A 17,696-nucleotide genomic window follows, 5' to 3' on the forward strand; every position below is an offset into this window, starting at 1 on the left:
TGGTGGCTCTTTGTGTGATTGGGAGGAGATATACCTTCTTCCCCTTTTCTGATTTAACCCAAATCGGTTGTTAGGAAACAATACCATAGTAATAAGAACGATATATATTGTGGTTTAATGACCGATTTGGGTTTAATTCCAATTTTTTTCCTTATCAACTTTGCTTTTGTACTTTTTATTTGTTATCTTTGCGCTTAGATTTAATAAAAAAAGAGTTCTAAGACTATATATGGGCAAAATAAAGACAATAGGTATTCTGACCTCTGGCGGTGACGCCCCTGGAATGAATGCAGCAATACGTGCTGTGACCAGAGCTGGCATCTATAATGGTTTTGAAATCAAAGGTGTCTATCGTGGTTATGAGGGATTGATTACGGATGACATTAAGCCTTTTACCACTGAGAATGTTAGCGGTATTATCGGTCAGGGCGGTACAATACTCAAGACGGCACGCTCAAAAGGTTTTAAAACGATGGAAGGACGTCAGCAGGCATACGATAACCTTGTCAAGGAGGGTATTGATGCGCTGGTTGTCATTGGTGGTAATGGCTCGTTGACGGGTGCGATGATGTTTGCACAGGAGTTTGATTTCTGTTGCATCGGTCTGCCAGGTACGATAGATAATGACCTCTATGGTACGGACAGCACCATCGGTTATGACACGACGATGAACACAATTATGGAGTGTGTCGACCGTATTCGTGATACCGCCCAGAGCCACGAGCGCATCTTCTTTGTAGAGGTGATGGGACGTGATGCTGGTTTCCTTGCACAGAACTCGGCTATTGCGAGTGGTGCAGAGGCAGCGATTATTCCAGAAGACTCTACTAACGTCGACCAGTTGGGTCGCTTCATGGAACGTGGTATTCGTAAGTCTAAGAGAAGTTGTATCGTCATTGTCTCTGAGAGCCCTAAGTGTGGAGCTATGTATTATGCTGACCGTGTACGCAAGGAGTTCCCTGATTATGACGTACGTGTGTCAATTCTTGGCCACTTGCAGCGTGGTGGTCGCCCTTCAGCACGCGACCGTATCCTTGCAAGTAGTACGGGTGTTGGTGCTATTGAGGCCATTATGCAGGGACAACGTAATATTATGGTAGGTGTTAGAAACAATGAGGTGGTTTATGTTCCATTGTCTGAGGCAATCCGTTCAGATAAGCCTTTCGACAAGAAACTTATTAAGGTTCTCGACGAGTTGAGCATCTAAGAGGGGTCTTTCCACCTTATTTATATATAGAGGAAATAATAATAAAAAACAACAAAGATATTTATGTCACAGATTAATGGGCGCATCTCCCAGATTATCGGTCCAGTTATCGATGTCTACTTTGATACTAAGGGAGAGAATCCTGAGAAGGTTCTGCCAAAGATTCATGATGCCCTACGCGTAAAACGTGCGAATGGGCAGGATTTGATTATCGAGGTACAGCAGCATATTGGTGAAGACACCGTGCGCTGTGTGGCTATGGATAATACGGATGGTCTGCAGCGTAACCTTGAGGTTGTGCCAACAGGCAGTCCTATCGTTATGCCAGCTGGTGACCAGATTAAGGGTCGTATGATGAACGTTATCGGTCAGCCTATCGATGGTATGGAGGCACTGAGTATGGAAGGTGCTTATCCTATCCACCGCGAGGCGCCAAAGTTTGAAGACCTCTCTACGCATAAGGAGATGCTTCAGACCGGTATTAAGGTCATCGACTTGCTTGAGCCTTATATGAAGGGTGGTAAGATTGGTCTCTTTGGTGGTGCCGGTGTAGGTAAGACGGTGCTTATCATGGAGTTGATTAACAACATCGCTAAGGGTCACAATGGTTACTCTGTATTTGCCGGTGTAGGTGAACGTACACGTGAGGGTAATGACTTGATTCGCGATATGTTGGAGTCAGGTGTTATCCGTTATGGTGAGAAGTTCCGCAAGGCAATGGATGAAGGCAAGTGGGACCTTTCGCTTGTTGATCAGGAAGAATTGCAGAAGTCGCAGGCAACACTTGTCTATGGACAGATGAATGAGCCACCAGGGGCACGTGCATCAGTGGCACTCTCTGGTCTGACCGTTGCTGAGGAGTTCCGCGATCACGGAGGTAAGAATGGTGAGGCAGCAGATATCATGTTCTTCATCGATAACATCTTCCGTTTCACGCAGGCTGGTTCTGAGGTATCAGCGTTGTTGGGTCGTATGCCATCAGCCGTAGGTTATCAGCCTACTTTGGCAAGTGAGATGGGTACGATGCAGGAGCGTATTACTTCTACAAAGCATGGTTCAATTACTTCAGTACAGGCGGTTTACGTGCCTGCTGACGACTTGACCGACCCTGCTCCAGCTACTACCTTTACCCACTTGGATGCAACAACAGAGTTGAGCCGTAAGATTACCGAGCTTGGTATCTATCCTGCGGTAGATCCATTGGGTAGTACCTCACGTATTCTTGACCCACTGATTGTTGGTAAGGACCACTATGAGTGTGCGCAGAGAGTAAAGCAGTTGCTTCAGCACTATAACGAATTGCAGGATATCATTGCCATCTTGGGTATGGACGAGTTGTCAGACGAGGATAAGTTGGTTGTGAACCGCGCTCGTCGTGTACAGCGTTTCCTCTCTCAGCCATTTACTGTTGCTGAGCAGTTCACTGGTGTTAAGGGTGTTATGGTGCCAATCGAGGAAACCATCAAGGGCTTCAACGCTATCTTGAATGGTGAGGTTGACGACCTCCCAGAGCAGGCGTTCTTGAACGTTGGTACGATAGAGGATGTCAAGGAGAAGGCTAAGCGTCTTTTGGAGGCTACTAAGTAATCATCTTCTTGCACAAACTGAATAATAATTGAATTGTCTATGTTGACACTTAGAATAGTTTCTCCCGAAAGGATTGTCTTTACAGGCGAGGTGGATAGTGTGCTGGTTCCTGGTACAGTGGGACCATTTGAGATTCTCAATAATCACGCGCCTATCATCTCTACACTCGTTGAAGGCAAGGTAGCTTACAGCGTAAAAGGTGATACTAAGGAACTTCATATCGTTGGCGGATTCGTTGAGGTGAAGAAGAACTTGGTCAGTCTTTGCGTAGAAATCTAAAAGATATAACCGACAGACAGCTGAATACGGATGATGGATGTTAACAAAGTGTATAAGAAGTACTATAAGAATAACTTGTGGATTATCGCAGGTCTTTATCTTATTGGCTTATTCGTTGTGCAGCTAACGCAGCAAACGGCTTATATCAATTTGCTGACTATCAGTGCTGTTTACTCACTTATCACCTCTTCCATCTATGGAGGAGCATGGAAAGCGATAGCCAGTCAGTCGCCCACGGTTATGAATAACTTCTATCTTGCGGGCTCTGGTTTTCGCATGCTGTTGGCATTCTTGACTGTTGTCGTTTATGCAATGGTGGTGAAAGAACGCGCAATGGTAATCGGCTTTGTCGTTATCTTTATGATATTCTATCTTGTGCTGTTGGCATTCGATACCGTCTATTTTTACAAAGTGGAAAAGAACAATAAAATTAATAATTAACGAATGAAATATCTCAAGCATCTGATTTGTATGGTGATGATGCTCTTCCTGCTTCTGCCTGGTGCTGCCGCATCAGAGAGTAAAGGGGAGGGTGTTAACCTGCAGGAGATATTGTGGGGACATATTAAGGACTCATACGAGTGGCATGTAACCAATATCGGTGATAAGCCAATCATCATCAACCTGCCAGTCATTGTGAAGACATCAAATGGTTGGTACACGGGTTGTGCTGAGGACTTTGCTGAAGAGCCGTTAGAAGAAGGTCCACATGCGGGCTATCGTCCTTGTAAAAACAACCCAGACCTATTCATTGCAACGAAGGGGAACTACGAACGTCGCATCGTTGAGTTGCAGAAGGACGGCACAGAAGTGCGCCCTCTTGACCTCTCTATCACGAAGTCGGTGTGTGTACTCTTCATTGATGCCATCATTCTCTTACTGTGTATCTTGATTCCAGCACGCTGGTGTCGTCGCCATAAGGTTACCGATAAGGCACCAAAAGGCTTCACTGGTCTGATGCATATGTTTGTGATGTATGTCTATGATGAGGTTATTAAACCGACATTAGGTAAGGACTCAGAGAAGTATGCACCTTATCTTCTGACGTGTTTCTTCTTCATCTTCGTGGCTAATGTCATGGGTATTGTGCCATTCCCACCAGGAGGTGGTAACCTTACGGGTAATATAACCATCACTTTCTTCTTGGCTATTTGTACGTTCTTAGTAACCAATTTCTCAGGAACAAAGCATTATTGGAAAGATATCTTTTGGCCAGACGTACCCGCATGGTTGAAAGTTCCAGTGCCTTTGATGCCTGTGATAGAGATATTTGGTATCTTCACAAAACCTTTCGCATTGATGGTTCGTCTTTTTGCCAATATGATGGCAGGACATGCTATTGCGCTGGCTTTAACCTGTATCATCTTCATCATGGCAACGATGGGTGTTGTCCTAAGTTCTTCCATGACGATTGTGAGTGTGGGTATGAGTATCTTCATGATGCTTTTGGAGATTTTGGTTAGCTTTATTCAAGCTCTGGTCTTCACGATGTTGAGTGCTGTGTTTATCTCTTTGGCACGTGTTCATGAGGCAGAAGGATAAGAAGGAGTGAAGGAGATAAATACTTCTCATCCCCCTATTAATAGATAAGAAATAAAAAATAATTAATAATTAAAAGAAAGAAACTATGTTGACATCATTGTTATTAGCAGCAGAAACTGCAAAGTTAGGCGCCGCTATCGGTGCAGGTATCGCAGCCGTAGGCGCAGGTCTTGGTATAGGTCGTATCGGTGGTCAGGCTATGGACGCTATGGCTCGCCAGCCAGAGAAGATCGGTGAGCTTCGTTCTGCTATGATTATTGCAGCCGCATTGGTTGAGGGTGTTGCCTTCTTCGCTGCAATTATCGCTCTCCTCTGTGTATTCTAAACTACTCAGAGAATTATTAAACAAATTGGTAAGAAAAGTAATTTAGCAGCTTATGTCATTATTATTGCCAGATAGTGGCTTACTCTTTTGGATGACCCTCGTCTTCTTAGTGGTCTTCTTCATCTTATGGAAGTGGGGATTCCCTTCTATCATTAAGATGGTGAACGAGCGCAAGGAGTATATTGACGAGAGTCTTGCAAAGGCAGAAGAAGCCAACTTGAGGCTTGCCAACATTCAGAAACAAGGTGAGGATCTGCTTATGGAGGCACGTGAGAAACAGGCGCAAATCCTTAGAGAGGCGTCTGAGACACGTGACACCATAGTCGGACAGGCACAGGAGAAAGCACGCGACGAGAGTGCTCGCATCCTTTCTGAAGCCAAGGCAGAGATTGAAAGTCAGAAGCAGGCTGCCATCCGCGACATCCGTTCGCAGGTTGCAGAGCTTTCTGTGCAGATTGCCGAGAAGATTCTGCATAAGGAACTGGCTACTTCTGCCGAGCAAACTCAGCTTATCAACAGCTTATTGGATGAAGTTGCTTCTTCTAACGGAACAGAAAGTAAATAATCGCTTATGAATACAGGTGTAATATCGGTTCGCTATGCTCGTGCGCTATTGAAGTCTGCCTGTGAGCAAGGTATCGAGGACAAGGTGTATGCTATTATGCAAACACTTGCCCAGAATTACCTTCAGGTGCCCGAACTCCGCATGACGATTGAAAGCCCGATGCTTCCGAAGGACAAGAAGCGCAAGCTATTGGAAGTAGCCTGTGGCGACGACTGTCCTGAGCTTGTTGGTAATTTCCTTTCCCTTGTCTTGAAGGGTGATAGAGAGGAGTTGCTACAGCTTATGGCGAATGACTATGTCGCTCTGTATCGTAAGCAGAAGAACATCATTCGCGGAAAGGTCATCACAGCCTCGCCTGTCTCTTCCCAGACGGAAGACAAGATGAAAGCACTGGTACAATCCAGAGCACAGGGAACCGTTGAGTTCAACACTGAGGTTGACCCTTCACTCATAGGTGGCTTTATTCTTGAGTACGATACTTACAGAATGGACGCCAGCGTGAAGAGCAAACTGAATGCTATCCTCACACAATTAAAAAAGTAATTAGATTAATAACATGTCAGATAAAATTAAACCAAGTGAGGTGTCTGAGATTCTTTTGAAAGAACTTCAAGGCATCAACTCTGAGGAGAAGTTTGATGAAGTCGGTAGCGTACTGACCGTCAGCGACGGTGTAGCACGTGTCTATGGTCTTCGCAATGCTGAAGCCAACGAGTTGCTTGAATTTGAGAATGGCACCATGGCTATTGTCATGAACTTGGAGGAAGACAATGTAGGTTGTGTCCTTCTTGGTCCTACTGAAGGTATCAAGGAAGGTCAGAGCGTGAAGCGTACACACCGTATTGCCTCTATCCGTGTCAATGACAACTTCTTGGGACGTGTAGTCAATCCGCTTGGAGAGGCTATCGATGGTAAGGGTGAAATCGACTTGACTGACTCTTTCGAAATGCCATTGGACCGTAAGGCGCCAGGTGTTATCTATCGTCAGCCAGTGAAGGAACCACTCCAGACGGGTCTGAAGGCTGTTGACTCAATGATTCCTATCGGTCGTGGTCAGCGTGAGCTTATCATTGGTGACCGCCAGACAGGTAAGACAGCCATTGCCGTTGATGCTATCATCAATCAGAAGAGCTTCTACGAGCAGGGTAATCCTGTTTATTGTATCTATGTTGCCATCGGTCAGAAAGCTTCTACCGTTGCTACATTGGTACAGAACCTCAAGGAGCATGGCGCAATGCCTTATACAATTATCGTAAGTGCTACAGCGGCTGATCCTGCTGCTATGCAGTATTATGCTCCATTTGCCGGTGCTGCCATTGGTGAGTACTTCCGCGATCGTGGCTACTCAGCCCTCGTTATCTACGATGACTTGTCAAAGCAGGCTGTTGCCTATCGTGAGGTATCATTGATTCTCCGTCGTCCTTCAGGTCGTGAGGCTTATCCGGGTGACGTCTTCTATCTCCACTCTCGTCTGCTTGAGCGCGCTGCACGTATCAACAACCAGCAGGAGATTGCAGAGAAGATGAACGACCTCCCAGAGTGTATGAAGGGCTATGTACGTGGTGGTGGTTCACTCACTGCATTGCCTATCATTGAGACACAGGCAGGTGACGTGTCAGCCTACATCCCTACTAACGTGATTTCCATTACCGATGGTCAGATTTATCTTGAGTCAGACCTCTTCAATCAGGGCTTCCGTCCAGCTATTAACGTAGGTATCTCCGTATCTCGTGTAGGTGGTTCAGCACAGGTTAAGAGTATGAAGAAGGTAGCTGGTACGTTGAAGATTGATATGGCACAGTATCGTGAGTTGGAGGCATTCTCTAAGTTCTCATCAGATATGGACAAGGTCACAGCGATGACCCTCGACCGTGGACGTAAGAACAACCAGTTACTTATCCAGCCACAGTACAGTCCAATGCCTGTGGGTGAGCAGATTGCTATCCTCTACTGCGGTGTACACGGCTTGATGCGCGACGTACCTGTTGAGCAGGTTCGCCAGTGCCAGGACCAGTTCCTCGACACTATGCGCACTGCTCATGCCGATGTCATCATCGATTTGGCTGCTGGTAACCTCGAAGACACTTCTATCAAGGTAATCGAAGAAGTCATGGGCAATATTGCCGGACAATATAAATAAAGACAATACAGAATGGCATCCTTAAAGGAAATCAAGACTCGTATAGCCAGTGTTCAGAGTACTCGTAAGATTACGAGTGCGATGAAGATGGTTGCGTCGAGTAAGTTACACCATGCCCAGAATGCCATCGAGAGTATGCTTCCATACGCGGCTATGCTCGAACACATTCTTAAGGCTTTCCTTGTCTCTACGCCCGATACGGATACTCCGTTCGGCGAGCAGAGACCAGTGAAACGTGTTGCCTTACTCGTGTTCTCCTCAAACAGTTCTCTCTGTGGTGGATTCAATGCGAATGTCATCAAGCTGATGCAGCATACGATAGACGAATATCATGCGCAGGGCCTGACCGACAAGGATATTGTCATCTATCCTGTAGGACGTAAGGTGTATGAATCAGCAAAGAAGCGTGGGTATACCTGTGTATATCCTTATCCGCAGCTTGCTGATAAACCAAGTTTTGAGGAGTGCCGCAGTATTGCCATGGAGTTAAGCCAGAAATGGTTGAAGGGCGAGTTTGACAAGGTGGAGATTATCTACCATCATTTCAAGAGTGCAGGAAGCCAGATTCTCCAACGTAAGAATTTCCTTCCAATTGACCTTGAGGAAGAAGTCAATGCCGACTCTACGCGCGATCTTTCATCAAATATCGCAACGAAGGCTGCACAGGAATATCTCAAGAGGAAAGGACAGTCTGGAACACAGAAGTCTAATAATGAGGCTGTTGTTCCTCTGAATGATAACTTTATCATTGAGCCAGACCTGCGTACAGTCTTGAAAGCATTAGTACCGAAACTGCTGAATAACATGGTTTATACTGCTCTTCTTGACAGTAATGCCTCTGAGCATGCAGCACGAATGGTTGCCATGCAGACCGCAACAGATAATGCTGACGACCTGCTTCGTGGACTCAACTTGCAGTATAACAAGTCGCGTCAGGCAGCCATTACGTCTGAGTTGCTCGATATTGTTGGCGGTACGGTAAATAACTAACTTCCTGCTTCCCCTCGGGGAAGGCAGTGAAAAGAATCTAATAGACAGGGATAAGCTCTTTGCTTGTCCCTGTTTTTTTTGATTAATTAGCCTAATAATTAATTAGCCTAATAATTAATTAGCCTTATTAGCCCAATAAGCCTAATAGTTAATTAGCCCAATAGTTATACTATCACGGTAATCACGCCCCTCCCTTTGGGGGAGGGGATGGGGGAGGGGCTTTCCCTTTTGTCCTAACTTTTCAATCTCTCCTTTCCCAATTAATGCTTAATTGGCTTCTAAAAGACGCCCAATAGGCTTGTAAAAGGTGCTCTTTAAGACTTCAATAGACGCCCTTTTAGAGGCTTAAAGAGCACCTATTGAAATTCTGTTTTTTATTATTCTGATAGTCAATAAGTTATGAGGAAACAAAAAAAACTAATGTTTTCTAAGATTTCAGCTATGGTGAGTTTTATTTTCTGTAAATATAATTCGCTGTATATGTGGTGTAGCTTTTTCTTCTATATTAATGTAAGTTCGACGAATTCAGAACAGCGCAAACTGTGTGTCAATTGTCCTTTGTACATTGATATACGGCTTCTTTGGGAACAGGCAATAAGCTGCAACAGTGCCTAAAAATTGACAATGAAATTGTCAAAGCATCTATGTCTGGAGTACGCACTTACGCAATATTCTTAAGTTCGTCATTCACAGTTTCAATAATGATATTTTTTCTTAGTAAGAGTCTGTCAGAAATGCTCATTAAAGCTCCTTTCATATTGCTTTTCAGCTTATTAACCTGAACTCGGGCTAAGTATCATCCCACTCTTCTGTTTGGTTTAGTACAACGGCTCTTTAGACTCAATCTTTTGATTGGGTCTAAAGATAATAATAAAACAGATTACTTTAGAATAATGTAATCTGTCCCGAATGTTGCTCTATAGCAAAGTCTATGTTCACTGCTGGCTTCTTCTCAAAGAAGCTGTAGGCTGCAATAGCAGAGAGAACATTCATTGCGAAATTAAATATGCTTCTATGCCTTGAATGCACTAATTGAGCTACATTCTTTAGCTCATCATTGATAGTCTCTATTACAGATCTTTTCCTTAGAAGAAGTCTATCATAAAGTGGCATTAGTTTGTTTTTCATGTTACTCCTAATGCCAGTAACTAAATTTATTCCATCATTAAACAATCGCTCAAATAATCCTTGAGAAATGTACCCTTTGTCTGCAAACAATTTACCAAACACATTGTCTGTCAACCTGTTAAATACATTTTCGTCTCGGTCATCAACATTTGCTTTAGTGAGCATAAAGTTTAGAATCTCACCTCTTTCATTACAGATAAGATGTAGTTTGAATCCAAAATACCATCCCATTGTACTCTTACCCCTTGTTGCATAATTTGTAACTATTCAGCGGTATTGTTCAGTCTGTATTCTCTCCTCTAAAATCTTCGTATAAAGGCTATAAAGATACTTATTTTTCTTGCGTATTTCAGATTTTATTTGTACCTTTATACCTATAAAAGAGCAGGTTACGGACATATCAAAAGTATTACAAGCCATGACGGAAGAGATGCGATTATTGCGTGCAACTGTCAATCAGCAGTATGCCGAGATTATTAAATTGAATCGTAACATAAATGCTCTGAACCTTGAAATTCGCAAGAAAGATACGGAACTTATAAACTTACGGGAACGCTTGGCTAAGTATGAAAAACCTGACAAAAACTCTAATAACAGCAGCACTCCGCCAAGCAAGGAGCGTATAAAGGATGAGGTTATCAGAAGAACAAGAAGCCTCCGTAAGCCAAGTGGTAAGAAGCCGGGAGGACAAAAGGGGCATGATGGGCATAAGTTGTCTTGCTCTTCCATACCTGACGAGATAATCGATGAGGTACCCAACTATTGCACTCGTTGCGGAGAATCTTTATCAGATACGGAACGTGTGCTTGATTATGTGACGCAGGTTATTTCCATTCCAGAGTTGAAGCCCGTAATCAAGGAAATCCGACACTATGTGATGGTATGCAAGAACTGTGGTGAACGTATTCGGACAGCACCGAGACGGCGGTCAAACAACGTGGTATATGATTCAAGCGTAAAGACCTTAGTGGTTTATCTGAGTGTCGTGCAATTTCTTCCTTATGGTCGCATAGCAACTTTTTTGCGTGAGGTATTTGGACTCACTCCAAGCGAAGGCTCGCTGGTGAACTGGGTAAATGAGGCAAAGAGAAATGCGCAACCTGTGATTGATAAAATTAAAGAATATATCAAGTCATCAGCAGTTGTTGGTTTCGATGAGAGCGGCTTGTACTGTAAGAAAAGACTCGACTGGGCATGGATTGCACAAACCGTTTATTACACACTGCTTTTCCGTGCTGATGGAAGAGGATCGAAGGTATTAGTAGACAAATTTGGCGATAGCTTGGAACGAATGACTGCCGTTACCGACCGCCATAGCGCATACTTTGCACTCCATTTCCTCAATCACCAGGTATGCCTTGCTCACTTACTCCGCAAACTGCAATATCTATCAGAGTTGAACACTGAGCAAGAGTGGTCTGGGAAAGTAACCAATCTGTTCCGTGAAGCCATTCACGAGCGGAATAGCAATCCGAACGACGTTATAGACAAGGTGTCATGGACCCGACGTTTAGACAATCTGCTCAAACAGAATATAGAGGAGTTTGGTAAAAAGTTTATTACGTTCAAAAAAGCCCTAGTCAAATGCAGAGATTACATTTTCAATTTCCTTGAAAATCCGATGATACCATTTGACAATAATGGAAGCGAACGTGGAATACGCAAGCTAAAAATCAAACTGAAGAACTCCTGTACATTTCGTTCAGACTTCGGAGCAGACGCTTTTCTTGAACTTCATTCGATTGTAGAAACAGCTAAGAAGCACGACAAAACTCCATATAATGCGATTCAAGCCTTATTTAAGGTTTGAGAAATTGAGATGCACTTATATATCTATTATCGCTGAATAGTTACCATAATTTCTAAAAACCTTATTGCGACAAATACGTTTATTATGGCAAACTGGAATACAAGTTGAGTCAATAAAACTAATACCAGTACACCTCCCAAAACAACATATCTGCAGGAACATCATCATCTCTACAGAGACTCTTGCCTCTAATTCAAGAAAACGATTATAAGACAATTGATTTGGAAATAAATCTGCTAAATGCTCTTTTACGAAAAAGGTATAATAGTGACGAAAATTACGATAGGAATTAAAGTGGAAGCAAATTAAAATCGTTATGATTTCAGACTTACTTATACGCCACCTGCGATGGCGATGACATCCTTTATTCTTTTCTGAGAGACCTATTTTATCAGTTTCTAACTCAAACTCTTTGCAGAAATCATCTGCAATACAGAAAATTTCAGTAATTTTGTCCTTGGTAATCATCGTTATGTTTATTGTAAATAATTGATTTTCAACTATAAAGTTACAAAAACATAATGAGATTACCAACTTTGTGCAGACTTTTCTTATCCCGAGTTCAGGTTAGTAATAAGTTGTATTTCATCTACGAACAATCTTTGGAAAAGATCTTTGCCGATGTAACCCTTGTCGTCGATCAGCTTGTCATATATTAATTTTACAAACACTTTGTATTCTAAGGGCTTACTATATTTTTCAGTAGGGCGTAGCGTATATTTTGCTGTCATATCGTTAAAAAACTTGCAGAAATCATCTGACATACAAAGTATTTCAGTATTTTTGGATAGAAAATTGGTAGCCCTTTATACAAGAGCATTCTGTGCGATTAGCTGATTTTCGGGTAACGATTTTTGCTATATTCTGCTATACTTTGCTCATAGGTACTCTTATAAATAGTAAAAATCCAAATTAAAAATGATTACGCACACAGATTGAACAATTTTATTTAGTATATTTTTAAATTAAATATTAAATTTGCATGTATAAAGAAAATCCCCTCGTAAAAGTGTTTCATTGAAACCTTTATGTGTTTTTTAATTAAATAGTGTACAATATTCTAGTTTAAGCAATAGTATGATTAAGATAAATAAAACTATTTGGGATGTTGATTTTGATGATGAACAAGAAATCAAACTTCCTTTGTCTAATAGGCAATCAATAGCAATTCTATTAGGTGCAGGTTTTTCTGCCCCTAAAGGTTATCCAGTTGGCAATGACATGAATAAGAATTTGCTTAATTTCGACGATAGTACTCTTAATTTTGCACCCTGTGGAAGTTTGGCATCTTCAACAGATGGCATAAAACCATTGTTCCAGATGGATGGAGCCCTTAATAATCATCAAAAGTATTTCATTTTTTGTAAGCGTTTAATCAAAGAATACACAGAGGCGCATAGCGGCATGTTCGATTACGAACAGTTTTATGACTTTATAAAAACGGAGGAAGCAAAACAAGAACGTTATCAAAGGCTTTGTGATGATTTGCTTGACGATTGTGAGAGTTATGAGTACTATCTATCAAATATCTCACACATATATAACCAAATGGTAGCTCATCTGCTTAAAGACAAAACAGGCAAGTCTTGGTATGATGATGAACCATTCAAGATAAATTGCTATGATGGATATAATGGTTTCCTCACATACCTATCTGAGTTGAGTCGCAAGTTCATTGTTAATGTGCACACCCTTAACCATGACTTGTTATTCGAATCATTCAATAACACGGGGTTTATCAATGGAAACATATCTGATGGGTTTGACGAATATGGGTCTGAGTATTATGGCATACTTGAACATGAGCACAGAAACTACAATTGTCGATTAGAAAGATATACAGGTAGGTACAATACGTCGATAAGACTATATAAACTTCATGGAAGTATTGACTATGTACCTTTCTATCGAAGAGATAAAAATGGTTTTATGAAACCAGAGAAATATGTCAAAATAAAATGGGGAATAGGATCGGGTAATATTATCAAAGGTAGAAAATCCAAATATGGGTATGATGCCTCACCATTTGAATATCATGCAGACTTTCTGACTGGTACTACCTTAAAGATTAAAAGGTATGATGAAGCCTTGCTTTTCAAGAAGCTTTTTAAGAAATTCAGAAATAACTTATCAAAAGCAAACTTCTTGATTATCATTGGATATGGTTGTAAAGATAAAGGGATAAATGAAATGATAAAGGACAATTTCGATTACAAAAATAAACCTTCTTTCATTATTGACAAGTATGCTGGTGCTTCTGTTGAAACATTCGCTCAAAAAATTAATGCTAAAATTATTAAGGAATCTATAGATAGAATAGATAAAACATGGTTTATTTAAGGTTCTTCAGGATTTTGGAGTGATAGTGTTTAATATCTGATTATCAATAACTTTTATAATTTATATACTTTTACATCCCCTTTGTTTACTGATGTTAAAGAATACAAAGTACTAATTTAAAGGTTACGAAAGTTGTTGTTGTATCACATGGGTTATACACGCTACAAAATGCTTATAATGAACTATTTACAATTTTTTTTACTAATAAGTGGCATAAAGGATATTATCGCATCACTCCAAATTCCAGAAGAACATAAAAAATACCAAACCCGTGGTGGTTTGGTACTTCTTACTCTTGTATAGTACTATTATTATGGTAAAATAATTAGTTCAAGGCTATCAGATTTGACTTTCACTTTCAGCCAGTCATAAAGCTGCTTTCTGTTGTCTTTGGCAAGTGTCTTGTTTGTTTTGACTATAGCCACGATGTGACTTTTAATTGAAGCAGAATCAACGAAAGACTCAGATGCTTTCGAAAGCATAATACTCTTTGCTGAGGGGCATACGACTTTAAGTTCTTCTCGCATGTCGTTAGCAAGTACTGGATAACGTGTATAAGAAGTTAGTTCCTTCTTTAGCACATCGTTGTTATATGCAAGTTCTTGCCATTCAGCCGTATTTTTTTCTCCTACCATCAACTGACCTTTATTCTTGTGCTGTAGGAGTAATAAGCTATCAGAGTTAGATCCTTGTATCACCTTTAGTACGTAGCCATCAAGCTGATAATTAGTCATCGTTTTTTGTGCTTTAGCTATCGAATCAGTTGATATCGGATTGCCCACCGCTACCACATGGAGGGTTTTGGTTTTTAGGTCGTATTGGTGTGAGAGAATGTTTGTTCCGCTATAATTAAGTTCCTTTGTAACGAAATTCTCTATGTTATTTTCAAATACACTTTGCTTAATGATGTTCCATGTCATGTAGCTTGCAGGGATAATTGTGATAATAATAATGCTAACGATGTAAAAATTTACTCGTCTCATTTTTTCAAGATTGATAAACTGCTTTCTATGAAAATGCAGAAAGCGTACACCAAGACAGGTTGTAAAAGCAATGAAAACAGTATTGATGAAATAAAGGTAAAATGCCCCAAAGAAGTAGGATGTGTTTTGTACGGCCAGTCCATAACCTGCTGTACAAAGTGGTGGCATTAAGGCTGTGGCAATGGCAACACCCGGCACCACGTTGTTTCTTCCTTTTGTTGACGTAGCTAAGAATCCAGCAGCACCACCAAAAAGAGCTATCAATACGTCATAAAGGGTAGGCGATGTGCGTGCTAAGAGTTCGGATTGAGCATTCGTGATAGGTGAAAGTGTAAAGTAGATTGTTGCAGTAACAACGCTAATGAATGTACTTACCAAATAGTTTTTTATGGACTGTTTGAACAAGTCCAAGTCAGCAATTCCAAGAGCTAATCCCATACCGATGATTGGTCCCATCAGTGGAGAGATAAGCATAGCACCAATAATTACTGCTGTTGAATTGACATTTAAGCCTAAGGATGCAATAAATACGGCAAAGATAAGTATCCAGAGATTAGAACCTTGAAAGTTGATGCCATTAGTTATTTGTTTAATAACATATTTTTCGCCGTCTTTGTCAGGTAAGACATTGAAATAACTCTTAATTATCTGCCATAAAGTTTGATTGTTATTTTCCTGCATTCCGTTTTTTTTGCAAAGATACTAAATTTAATGGAAAGTTTCAAGCAGTTTCTTGATTAACTATTAGGGAGTGGGCTGGTGTTTGTGTGCGTATATTCTTTTCGTTTTACATAAGAATAAGATTGGTAAAGATAAGGCTCCGTTGTAGTGCACAGCCGATATGCAATTACGATAGTCCTATATATGAATAGGTGTTCTGGTCAACAAAGAGCTAAGAGAATAAAAAAAGAGTACCAAGAAAACTTGATACTCTTTTTATTTATGTTAGATTTTAGAGTGCAAATTACTTGCCACCCTCCATCTTCTTCTTCAAGTCAGCGAGAACACCGAGGTCACCGAGAGATGTACCAGCAGCAACGTTGTTGATAGCAGCTGCGTCATTCTTTGGCTTGCTCTGGCTTGCTGGACGCTGGCGACGTGGCTCTTCCTTAACCTCCTCGAATGTACGAGAGTGAGAAAGGATGATACGCTTAGTGTCCTTAACGAACTCGATTACCATGAATGGGAGAACCTCACCAAGCTGTGCCTGTGTGCCGTCCTGCTTAACAAGGTGCTTTGGAGTAGCGAAGCCCTCACCACCCTCGCTGAGAGTGATAACAGCACCCTTGTCCATAGACTCGGTAATCTTACCCTCGTGGATTGAACCTGGAGTGTAGATTGCCTCGTACTCATCCCAAGGATTAGACTCGAGCTGCTTGTGACCGAGGCTCAAGCGACGATTCTCCTTATCGATTTCGAGAACAACAACCTCAATCTCAGAACCCTGTGAAGTGAACTCAGATGGGTGCTTAACCTTCTTAGTCCAAGAGAGGTCGCTGATGTGGATAAGACCGTCAACACCTTCCTCAAGCTCTACGAAGATACCGAAGTTAGTGAAGTTGCGAACCTTTGCAGTGTGCTTAGAGCCTACTGGATACTTAACCTCGATAGCCTCCCATGGGTCTTCCTTGAGCTGCTTGATACCGAGAGACATCTTACGCTCGTCGCGGTCGAGTGTGAGGATAACTGCCTCAACCTCGTCACCAACCTTCATGAACTCCTGTGCAGAACGCAAGTGCTGGCTCCAGCTCATCTCTGAAACGTGGATCAAGCCTTCTACGCCTGGCTGAATCTCTACGAATGCACCGTAGTCAGCCATAACAACTACCTTACCCTTAACGTGGTCGCCAACCTTGAGGTTAGGATCCAAAGAATCCCAAGGGTGCTGAGTGAGCTGCTTGAGACCGAGAGCGATACGCTTCTTCTCCTCATCGAAGTCGAGGATAACAACGTTAATCTTCTGGTCGAGAGCAACAACCTCATGTGGATCGCTTACGCGGCCCCAAGAGAGGTCAGTGATATGTACGAGTCCGTCAACACCACCGAGGTCAACGAATACACCGTAAGATGTGATGTTTTTAACAGTACCCTCGAGGATCTGACCCTTCTCAAGGTGAGAGATAATCTCCTTACGCTGTGCCTCGAGCTCAGCCTCGATGAGTGCCTTGTGTGAAACGACTACGTTACGGAACTCCTGGTTAATCTTAACAACCTTGAACTCCATTGTCTTACCAACAAATACGTCGTAGTCGCGTATAGGGTGAACGTCAATCTGGCTGCCTGGAAGGAATGCCTCGATACCGAATACGTCAACAATCATACCACCCTTAGTGCGGCTCTTGATGTAACCCTGGATAACCTCGTCGTTCTCCAGTGCCTTGTTGATATTCTCCCAGCTCTTCTGGAGGCGAGCCTTCTTGTGAGAAAGAACGAGCTGACCGCGCTTGTCCTCCTGGTTCTCAACATAAACCTCTACCTTGTCACCAGCCTTGAGCTCTGGGTTGTAACGGAATTCAGAAGCAGGGATGATACCATCGCTCTTGTAGCCGATGTTAACAACTACTTCCTTCTTGTCAACTGAAATAACAGTACCTTCAACTACCTGGTGCTCCTGGATCTTGTTAAGAGTTTCGTCATAAGCCTTAGTAAGATCGTTCTTACTTGCCTCAGCGTGTGCGCCGTTCTCGAACTCATCCCAGTTGAAGTCAGCTAAAGGCTGTACATTCTGGACGTCTTTGAAATTTGTCATAAAGTGTTTAAAAAATAATTTAATTAATAAAGTTCGACTTTATATTACCTG

The 17,696-nt window shown here is 42.0% G+C and carries 14 protein-coding genes and 4 pseudogenes; 12 read left to right on the top strand and 6 right to left on the bottom strand.

The features are described 5' to 3' along the window. The first annotated feature begins 229 nt into the window (after window positions 1-229). From pfkA to FIU21_RS04385, 10 genes are all read left to right on the top strand, one after another. On the top strand, window positions 230-1,207 hold the full coding sequence (gene pfkA, locus FIU21_RS04340; protein ID WP_013265475.1) for a 6-phosphofructokinase: 978 nt from the start codon (window positions 230-232) through the stop codon (window positions 1,205-1,207). A 63-nt stretch (window positions 1,208-1,270) separates the two neighbouring features. Next, window positions 1,271-2,794, top strand: a complete 1,524-nt coding sequence (gene atpD, locus FIU21_RS04345; RefSeq protein ID WP_004360670.1) for a F0F1 ATP synthase subunit beta — start codon at window positions 1,271-1,273, stop codon at window positions 2,792-2,794. A gap of 39 nt (window positions 2,795-2,833) precedes the next feature. Beyond that, on the top strand, window positions 2,834-3,073 hold the full coding sequence (locus tag FIU21_RS04350) for a F0F1 ATP synthase subunit delta/epsilon (RefSeq protein ID WP_004360672.1): 240 nt from the start codon (window positions 2,834-2,836) through the stop codon (window positions 3,071-3,073). Between the two features lie 30 nt (window positions 3,074-3,103). Continuing rightward, window positions 3,104-3,514 carry a hypothetical protein gene (locus tag FIU21_RS04355; protein WP_004360674.1) on the top strand — a complete coding sequence of 137 codons (411 nt, stop codon included), beginning with the start codon at window positions 3,104-3,106 and terminating at the stop codon, window positions 3,512-3,514. Between the two features lie 3 nt (window positions 3,515-3,517). Beyond that, window positions 3,518-4,615, top strand: coding sequence for a F0F1 ATP synthase subunit A (gene atpB, locus FIU21_RS04360; RefSeq protein ID WP_021671843.1), 1,098 nt, complete (start codon window positions 3,518-3,520; stop codon window positions 4,613-4,615). 85 nt (window positions 4,616-4,700) lie between these two features. After that, window positions 4,701-4,940 (top strand): ATP synthase F0 subunit C, encoded by a 240-nt coding sequence (atpE, locus tag FIU21_RS04365; RefSeq protein WP_004360677.1) that lies wholly within the window; start codon window positions 4,701-4,703, stop codon window positions 4,938-4,940. Window positions 4,941-4,992: 52 nt separating this feature from the next. After that, window positions 4,993-5,505, top strand: a complete 513-nt coding sequence (gene atpF / locus FIU21_RS04370; protein ID WP_004360679.1) for a F0F1 ATP synthase subunit B — start codon at window positions 4,993-4,995, stop codon at window positions 5,503-5,505. Between the two features lie 6 nt (window positions 5,506-5,511). Continuing rightward, complete coding sequence (locus tag FIU21_RS04375) at window positions 5,512-6,048, top strand: F0F1 ATP synthase subunit delta (protein WP_004360681.1); 537 nt, start codon at window positions 5,512-5,514, stop codon at window positions 6,046-6,048. A gap of 13 nt (window positions 6,049-6,061) precedes the next feature. Next, complete coding sequence (gene atpA, locus FIU21_RS04380) at window positions 6,062-7,645, top strand: F0F1 ATP synthase subunit alpha (protein ID WP_004360683.1); 1,584 nt, start codon at window positions 6,062-6,064, stop codon at window positions 7,643-7,645. Between the two features lie 12 nt (window positions 7,646-7,657). Continuing rightward, window positions 7,658-8,635: a F0F1 ATP synthase subunit gamma gene (locus FIU21_RS04385; RefSeq protein ID WP_004360685.1), complete on the top strand. Its 978-nt coding sequence runs from the start codon at window positions 7,658-7,660 to the stop codon at window positions 8,633-8,635. A gap of 525 nt (window positions 8,636-9,160) precedes the next feature. Here FIU21_RS04385 and FIU21_RS04390 read toward each other — a convergent pair. Together FIU21_RS04390 and FIU21_RS04395 are read right to left on the bottom strand one after the other, a co-directional pair. After that, window positions 9,161-9,413 (bottom strand): annotated as a pseudogene (locus FIU21_RS04390) (transposase); the annotation flags it as partial. Between the two features lie 107 nt (window positions 9,414-9,520). Further along, a pseudogene (locus FIU21_RS04395) lies at window positions 9,521-10,015 on the bottom strand (IS982 family transposase); the annotation flags it as partial. 178 nt (window positions 10,016-10,193) lie between these two features. Here FIU21_RS04395 and tnpC point away from each other — a divergent pair. Next, the gene (gene tnpC / locus FIU21_RS04400; protein WP_172891313.1) at window positions 10,194-11,573 is read left to right on the top strand and encodes an IS66 family transposase; all 1,380 of its coding nucleotides are present in this window, start codon (window positions 10,194-10,196) and stop codon (window positions 11,571-11,573) included. Window positions 11,574-11,618: 45 nt separating this feature from the next. Here the strand turns inward: tnpC and FIU21_RS04405 are convergent. Both FIU21_RS04405 and FIU21_RS04410 read right to left on the bottom strand, forming a co-directional pair. Then, window positions 11,619-12,041 (bottom strand): annotated as a pseudogene (locus FIU21_RS04405) (transposase); the annotation flags it as partial. An 89-nt stretch (window positions 12,042-12,130) separates the two neighbouring features. Continuing rightward, window positions 12,131-12,262: pseudogene (locus tag FIU21_RS04410) on the bottom strand (transposase); the annotation flags it as partial. Window positions 12,263-12,650: 388 nt separating this feature from the next. Between FIU21_RS04410 and FIU21_RS04415 the strand changes: the two are divergent. Continuing rightward, entirely contained in the window at window positions 12,651-13,913 is a 1,263-nt protein-coding gene (locus tag FIU21_RS04415) for a hypothetical protein (protein ID WP_004360394.1), read from the top strand. A gap of 311 nt (window positions 13,914-14,224) precedes the next feature. On the opposite strand, the gene FIU21_RS04420 is transcribed toward FIU21_RS04415, so the two are convergent. Together FIU21_RS04420 and rpsA are read right to left on the bottom strand one after the other, a co-directional pair. Further along, window positions 14,225-15,577, bottom strand: coding sequence for a TIGR00341 family protein (locus FIU21_RS04420; RefSeq protein ID WP_004360393.1), 1,353 nt, complete (start codon window positions 15,575-15,577; stop codon window positions 14,225-14,227). A gap of 283 nt (window positions 15,578-15,860) precedes the next feature. Beyond that, window positions 15,861-17,645: a 30S ribosomal protein S1 gene (rpsA, locus tag FIU21_RS04425; protein WP_004360392.1), complete on the bottom strand. Its 1,785-nt coding sequence runs from the start codon at window positions 17,643-17,645 to the stop codon at window positions 15,861-15,863. Window positions 17,646-17,696: the final 51 nt, after the last annotated feature.

Origin of the sequence: Prevotella melaninogenica (assembly GCF_013267595.1) — a bacterium.
Classification (GTDB): Bacteria; Bacteroidota; Bacteroidia; order Bacteroidales; family Bacteroidaceae; genus Prevotella; species Prevotella melaninogenica_D.